The 7,149-nt window shown below is 67.3% G+C and carries 8 protein-coding genes; 6 read left to right on the top strand and 2 right to left on the bottom strand.

Features of this window, described 5'->3' with window-relative positions:
- Positions 1-51: 51 nt before the first annotated feature.
- Positions 52-1,257 (bottom strand): zinc-dependent metalloprotease, encoded by a 1,206-nt coding sequence (locus WBV89_RS02870; RefSeq protein WP_423979835.1) that lies wholly within the window; start codon positions 1,255-1,257, stop codon positions 52-54.
- A 62-nt stretch (positions 1,258-1,319) separates the two neighbouring features.
- On the opposite strand from WBV89_RS02870, the gene WBV89_RS02865 reads away from it, so the two are divergent.
- Complete coding sequence (locus tag WBV89_RS02865; protein ID WP_423979834.1) at positions 1,320-2,336, top strand: NAD-dependent epimerase/dehydratase family protein; 1,017 nt, start codon at positions 1,320-1,322, stop codon at positions 2,334-2,336.
- Here WBV89_RS02865 and WBV89_RS02860 read toward each other — a convergent pair.
- Positions 2,329-2,835, bottom strand: a complete 507-nt coding sequence (locus WBV89_RS02860) for a hypothetical protein (RefSeq protein WP_423979833.1) — start codon at positions 2,833-2,835, stop codon at positions 2,329-2,331. The genes WBV89_RS02865 and WBV89_RS02860 overlap by 8 nt on opposite strands.
- A gap of 227 nt (positions 2,836-3,062) precedes the next feature.
- Here WBV89_RS02860 and WBV89_RS02855 point away from each other — a divergent pair, with 227 nt between their 5' ends.
- From WBV89_RS02855 to WBV89_RS02835, 5 genes are all read left to right on the top strand, one after another.
- Positions 3,063-3,545, top strand: coding sequence for a molybdenum cofactor biosynthesis protein MoaE (locus WBV89_RS02855; protein ID WP_423979832.1), 483 nt, complete (start codon positions 3,063-3,065; stop codon positions 3,543-3,545).
- On the top strand, positions 3,546-3,746 hold the full coding sequence (locus WBV89_RS02850) for a hypothetical protein (protein ID WP_423979831.1): 201 nt from the start codon (positions 3,546-3,548) through the stop codon (positions 3,744-3,746).
- 107 nt (positions 3,747-3,853) lie between these two features.
- A complete protein-coding gene (locus tag WBV89_RS02845) occupies positions 3,854-4,858 on the top strand; it encodes a rod shape-determining protein (RefSeq protein ID WP_423979830.1) in 1,005 nt (334 codons plus the stop codon).
- Between the two features lie 92 nt (positions 4,859-4,950).
- Positions 4,951-5,874, top strand: coding sequence for a mechanosensitive ion channel family protein (locus WBV89_RS02840; protein WP_423979829.1), 924 nt, complete (start codon positions 4,951-4,953; stop codon positions 5,872-5,874).
- A gap of 25 nt (positions 5,875-5,899) precedes the next feature.
- Positions 5,900-7,149, top strand: a 1,250-nt coding sequence (locus WBV89_RS02835) for an RNB domain-containing ribonuclease (protein WP_423979828.1), incomplete at its 3' end; no start/stop codon positions are given.

Below are 7,149 nucleotides of genomic sequence, written 5' to 3'. Positions count from 1 at the left end.
GCCCGCGATCGCGCCCGTCGTCGCGTCAGCGCAGCGACCGTATGGACGACGTCACGCCTCGTCAGGTGCGACGCGGGCGAGCCACAGACCCGGAGCCTCGATCTCGTTCGGAGTCGGAACCGCCTCCGGATCGTTGAACAGCGGGGCGAGCCCGGACTCTCCGGCGCGATCGACGACGCCTTGGACGAACGCCTTCCCGCGTGCCGTCTGTTCGGCACCGAGCCGGATACCGAGGAGTCGCTCCACGAACAGATCGTCGGGTGAGGTCTCGGCTCGACGGCGCCGAACCGCCTCGGCGATCTGGAGGGCGTTGCCGCCGATGATGCGCACCGCGACGGCGTCGACGACCCAGTCGATCACTCCGATCGTGACGGCGACCGCAGCGTCGAGCACGGGTTCCATCGCGAGTTGTTCGTCGGATCGAACCGCACCGAGGAGCACCTCCGGATCGCCGAATGCCTGTTGCATCGCAGCGAGCGGATCGCTCTGATCGGTGTCGAGCGACGTCAGTTTGTCGGTGACCGCCGACGGGTCGGGGCGGAATGCTCCCACGTGGCGTCGAACCAGATCGCGCAGGTGGTCGGCGATGTGTCCGATCGAGAAAAGCGTCAATCCGGCGAGTTCGTGGGCGAGCACCCAGAGCCGCATCTCGTCGATCGAGATCTCCCACTCGGCAGCGAATGCGTCGATCGTCGGCGGAACCAGCACCAGCGACGGTGTGGCCCGCGGGATCGGCAGGTCGTACACCCCGAACGCGCGGTGGGCGAGGTTGCCGACCATCGATCCGACGGCCATCCCGAGCATCGCCGGGGCCATCATCTTGGACAGTCCGGCCATCATCTGCGCCATCGGATCGGAGACGTCGGATTCGTCGTCGGTCGTTCCGAGCGATGTCGCGAGCTCGGTGAACAGCGGTCGGTAGGCGTCGAGGGTCTGGGTGGCCCACTGCTCGGGCGTGGCGACGGACGGGTCGACGTCGGGCACATCGATTCCCATCACGTCGGCGACGTGGAGGCGGGCGATCGAGGCGAGCTCGGCGTACTTGATCCGCACGGTCGGATCGATGTTGGCCGAGGCGATCGGGACACCACCGGCACCGGTGAGGCCGTCGGCGCCCGTTGCGGACATGATCGCGAACTGGCGGGCAGCATCCCAGTTGAGCGGTCCCTGTCCCGCGAGCATCCGCGAGATGTCGCCGAACATGGGCAACCCCTCGAATGGGTTGATGTTCGGGTCATCGCCTCCGTCGTCGGCCATGGTCCGATGCTACGAGCGAACGAGCCCGCCGCGGTAGCGCCCACCCGCGTTAGCTTCGAGAGATGGTCACGGCGGTGTTGACGGGTGCGGACAGTCCGCTGGGGCTGCGCGTCGCCGATCTTCTCGCCGATGATGCGATCGACGTCGTGTTGCTCGACGAGACGATCCATCCCGTTTCGAGCTCCCCGTCGGTTGAACTGCCCGACAGCGCGGATGTCGTCATCGACGTCGGGACGAGCGATTACGACCGTCGAGCTCATCGGCGTGAGAGCGCGAGCGAGTTCGTGACGTCGTCGCTCGCCGCCGCCGATCGCTTCAGCGCCGATCAGCTCGTGTTCGTGTCGTCGGCACTCGTCTACGGAGCGGCACCCAACAATCCGAAGCCGCTCACCGAGGACGCGGTGTTGCGACCGGATGTCGAGTTCGTGTTCGCCCGCCAACTCGCCTCGGCGGAGGAACTCGTCGACGAGTGGCGCCGCGCACGCTCGGGCCGCGTCACCAGCGTGCTCCGCCCGGTGTTGGCCCTTGCCGAAGGTGACAGTTCCCGACTCGCGGCCGCTCTCGTATCGGGGCTCGGTCACCGCATCGCGCAGGACGACCCACCCAGCCAGTTCCTCCACCTCGACGATCTCGCGGCCGCGGTCGCGCTCGCGGTGCGAAGCCGCCTCGACGGGGTGTTCAACGTCGCTCCCGACGGATGGGTCCCGGGCGAACGGGTCCGCGCGCTGTCCGGTGAGCGCCCGAGGTTCCCGATGCCCGAACGCTTGTCGGAGGTCGTCGCCAGCCTGCGTTGGAGGTTCCAACGCGGTCCGTTGCCCCCCGGCCTGCGGTCGTACACACGCGAGCCGTGGATCGTGTCGAACGGCCGTTTGCGTGATGCCGGATGGAAGCCGACCGTCACGAACGAGCAGGCCTACGTCGAGGCGACCGAGGCCCCGTGGTGGACGATGGTGTCACCCAAACGCCGTCAGGAGTTGACGTTGGGGGGAGCCGTGCTCGGCTCGGTCCTCTTCACGACGGTTGCGTTCGTCGTTGGCCGACGCTGGGTACGCCGTCGCCGTCGCCGCCGGGTCAGTTGACGAGCAGGCGGAGTTCGCCGCTCACGAATGTGGCGACGAGCGAGCCGTCGTGGGTCATCACGATCGACCCGTTCGGTGCCGTGATGTCATCGATCTGACCCCACCGCAGCGTGTATGCGTGCGAGGTGGTGAGGACGATCACCCGATCGGCCTCGTCCGGGAGGGCGCTGGCGACAGCGAGGTCGTTCGCATCGCCCTCCGGTGCAGCCGAGACGGCGTTCGGCGCTCCGAGGAGCGCGATGCCGCGGCCCGGGCTCGTCATGTTGTGGAACGTGAGGACGTTCTGGTCTCGTGCGGTCGACACCTCGGTCGGTGCCACGCGCAGTTCGATCGACGCCGGGGGAAGCGTCGTGGCGCTCACCGCGATCGGTGCCGACGAACGAGACGGTGCCAGTGCGACCACCAGCACCGCGGCGAGCAACAGAGCGGTCGTCCCGGTGGCGAGGATGAGCGACCGCGAACTGGTCGTGTGGTCGACGTCGACGGCAGTCGGTGCCATCTCGGACGGATGACGCCAATGACGTTCGTGTGGCGGTAGTGGCGCGGGTCCCACGGTGGAGAGATGGTAGCGATCGGTTGGCACGGGGGTCGGTCGCGCGGCACAACCCGCCAATGCGACACCGCGGAGCCCGTCGCGTTTCCGACGACGGGCGATCGTGTTGCGGTCTGGCGAAAATCTCTCCAGATCGATCACTCGCGGTGAGCGGCGTGAGAGCGACGACTACCATGCCCCGCGTGGCTGCGCCGAATGATCGTGATGATTGGCTCGGCCTCACCGACCGCCAACTCCCGATCACCGAGGCCTACGAGTGGGCCGTGATTCCCCGATGCGGCGCCGTCGTCCTCTTCAGCGGAACCGTGCGTGACCACGCCGATGGGCGCACCGACGTGCAGCATCTGACCTACGAAGCGTACGAGACCCAGGTCCGCCCGGTCTTCGAGTCGATCACCGCCGAGTTGCGGACGCGCTGGCCCGAGACGGGTCGCGTCGTGCTGCTGCATCGCACCGGTCAGCTCGAACTCGAGGAGTCGTCCGTGATCGCGGTCGTGTCGGCCCCCCATCGGCCCGAGGCGTTCGAGGCGGCCCGCTATGCGATCGACGCGCTCAAGGAAGCGGCGCCGATCTGGAAGCACGAGGTCTGGGCCGACGGCTCCGACTGGGGAACGGGCGCGAACGACATCGCCGACCCGCGGAACGTGAGGACCTAGATGGTCTATTGGATCGTCGGTGCGGTGGTTCTCGTCGTCCTGCTCGTGCTCGTCGCCCGGAGGTTCCGTCGACGACCGGACCCCGTCGACTCGTTCCGCCGACAGATCGATGCGTTGTCGCCCGAGGCGCGCCGCCCCACGATCGATCAGGTGCGCGATGCCGCGGACGACTCCGGCGAGACCGAACGGAAGAAGTCCTGACGAGCACGCTGCTCGAATCCTGTAGACGTGTGTCGACCGTGATCCCCGAGACCGTGTGGCGTGGCACTTCACATGCCATGATGGCGGCGACATGATGGTGCCTCAACATGGCTCGTGACCTCGCAATCGACCTGGGAACGGCCAACACTCTCGTCTACATGAAGGGCCGCGGCATCGTCTTGAACGAGCCGTCCGTGATCGCCCTCAACCGACAGACGGGCGAGGTGCTCGCCACCGGCCGCGAGGCCTGGCAGATGATCGGGCGGACCCCCGGCTACATCGTGGCCGTACGTCCCTTGCGCGGTGGAGCCATCACCGATTTCGAGATCACCGAGCGCATGATCCGACTGCTGCTGCAGCGGGTCGGCGTCAGCCGTTTCACCCGGCCGAAGGTCGTCATCTGCGTGCCCTCCGCGATCACCGAGGTCGAGCGCCGCGCCGTCACCGACGCCGCACGACGGGCCGGTGCAGCCGACGCGAACCTGATCGAGCAGCCGATGGCCGCAGCGATCGGAGCCGATCTCCCGATCGACGAACCGGTCGGCAACATGGTCATCGACATCGGCGGAGGCACATCGGAGACCGCCGTCATCTCGCTCGGCGGGATCGTGTCGCTGGAGGCGGTCCGGGTCGGGTCGTTCGACATCGACGCGGCGATCCAGAACCACGTTCGTCGTGAGCACGGGATCGCGATCGGTGAACGCACCGCCGAGGAGATCAAGGTCGCCATCGGCTCCGCTGATCCGACGCAGGACGAGAACCAGGCCGAGGTTCGCGGCCGCGACTTGATGACGGGCCTTCCGAAGACGGTGCTGCTCACGCCCGAGGAGATCCGCTTCGCGATCGAGGACGTGATCTCATCGATCGTCGCATCGGTGATTCGCTGCCTGTCGAAGGCCCCACCCGAGCTGTCACAGGACTTCCTGGTTCGAGGGATGTATCTGGTCGGCGGCGGTGGGCTGCTGCGCGGCCTCGCCGAACGGATCGAACGTGAGACCGAGGTCCCGGTGCGGATGTCGAACGTTCCGCTCGAAGCGGTCGTGTTGGGCGCCGGCCATGTCATCGAGCACTACGAAGCGCTCAAGGGCATGTTCATGGGCGCCCGCCGCTGACGTATCAACTCGGATCAGACCCCAGTTGACACACGATTGATCGCGTCGCCGAGGGGGTACGGCGTCTGCATGCCGATGCAGGTCCTCCCCCGATGATCTCGCTGTACCGCGCTGACGACCCGACCGACGAGATCGCAGATTCGGCGAATGGCTTGTGGGAGTCGACGCTCGACGCGCTTCCACGGGTGGGGATCGCGGTCGTGTTCATCCTGCTCGGCTGGCTGCTGTCGCGAGGCGTGCGCTGGGTGATGCTCCGGTACTGGATGTCACGTCAGACCCCGAGCTTCGCCCGGGTGATGAGCAAGGTGGTCGGCTGGGTCATGTTCGCGGTGATCATCCTCCTCGCGATCGCCGTCACCTTCCCGTCGGTCAAGCCGGTCGACCTGCTTGCCGGCCTCGGATTCTTCTCGGTCGCGGTCGGCTTCGCGTTCCAGGACATCCTGGAGAACACGTTGTCGGGAATCCTCCTGCTCTTCCGGCAGCCGTTCCGGTCCGGAGACCAGATCACGGTGATGGAACGGTCCGGCACCGTCGCCGGCATCACGATCCGCGAGACCCGCCTGACCACGTTCGACGGTGAGTTGGTGGTCATCCCGAACCGGGACGTGTACAAGAACGTGATCGACGTCCACACCAGCGACGACCTCCATCGCATCGACTTCGTGGTCGGCATCGCCTACGAGAACGATGCCGGGGAGGCGACACGCGAGATCGTCGAGGCGGTCGCGGCCGTCGAGAACGTTCACGACTCTCCGGCACCGCAGGCGCTCGTCGAGGAACTCGGCGTCTCGACGGTCGACATCCGGGTGATGTTCTGGGTCGACAGCCGACGCGCGAACTCGATCCAGGTCAAGGACGCGACGATCAAGGCGGTGAAACGACGCCTCGACTCCGCAGGGATCGAGATGCCGGCCGACATCGTTGCACTGCAGGCCACACCGAGTTTCAAGGCCGCACTGCAGAACGACGCCGAGGTGACCCCGGCCGGGAGCGTTCGTGTCGACCCGGATTCCTGACGATCACCTGTCGTATCGTTCACAGATGGCCCGAACCGGTTCGATGCTGCTTCCCGCCGACACGATCGACGATTTCCGCATGGGCTTCGCGAAGCTCCGTGACGATTTCGACGTGCCGGGTCCGCACCCGCCCGAGGTGATCGCCGCAGCGGAGGAGGCGGCGGCCCGTCCGTTCGACGTCGTGCCGGCGAATGGTGCGAATGGTGAATGTCCGAGCCGATGGCAACACGTCGATCGCTCGGACGTCGACTTCGCAACGCTCGATCCGGCATCGAGCACCGATCTCGACCAGGCGTTCGCGGTCGAGGTGTCCGGGAACGACGTGATCCTGCACTACGCGATCGCGGACGCCGGCTGGTTCGTCCGGCCGGGCGATCCCATCGACGTCGAGGCGTGGAAGCGTGGGGTCACCGTGTACCTGCCCGACGGGCGATCCGGTCTCCACCCCGACCGGATCGCCGAGGACGCCGGAAGCCTGCTCCCGGGCTCGCCCAAACCGGCGATCATCTTCACCGTCCGAGTCGCGAGCGACGGAAGCGTCGAGCTCGTCGGTGCAGAGCGGGCGATGATCCGGAATCGGGCCAAGCTCGCCTATTCGACCGTCACACCCGGTGATCTGCCCGACGCGTTCCCGGAACTGTCGCGCCGGATCGAACTCGCCGAACGCGAGCGCGGAGCGGAACGGATCGATTGGCCCGAGCAGGAGGTGGCGCGAGTCGACGGAGGTGGGTTCACCCTCCGCTTCCGGCCGCGCAACGATGCCGAGCAGCAGAATGCGGCGATGTCCCTGGCGGCGAACATGGCGATCGCCGACGCGCTGTGGACGGCCGAGACCGGTCTGTTCCGAACGATGCCGCCCGTCGACGAACGGCACCTCGGACGGCTCCGCAACACCGCCCGTGCGTTCGGCCTCGACTGGGCCGCGGGAATCCCGCTCGGCGATTTCGAACGCTCTCTGCCGCGGGACGACCCGCGGACGGCGGCATTCCAGTTGGCGATTCGACGCGCGAGCGGGGGAGCGTCGTACACGCCGTACTCTGCGTTCGGAGAGCCCGGTGGGCCATCCGACGGGGGTGTGCGGGACGGCAAGCCCTGGCACGCAGCGTTGGCGGCGACCTACGTGCACGCGACCGCGCCGCTGCGGCGGCTCGCCGACCGCTATGTGATCGAAGCGACACTGGCGATCGCAAACGGTCGCGATGTCCCCGATGAGGTCGAGGCCGCGTTCGAGGAGCTCCCGGCGGCGATGAGTCGTGGCACCGCGCTCGCCAACCG

The sequence above is a fragment of the Ilumatobacter sp. genome (assembly GCF_049588435.1).
Classification (GTDB): Bacteria; Actinomycetota; Acidimicrobiia; order Acidimicrobiales; family Ilumatobacteraceae; genus Ilumatobacter_A.
The sequence above is the reverse complement of the archived record's forward strand: the minus strand, read 5'-3'. Positions and strand labels throughout refer to the sequence as shown.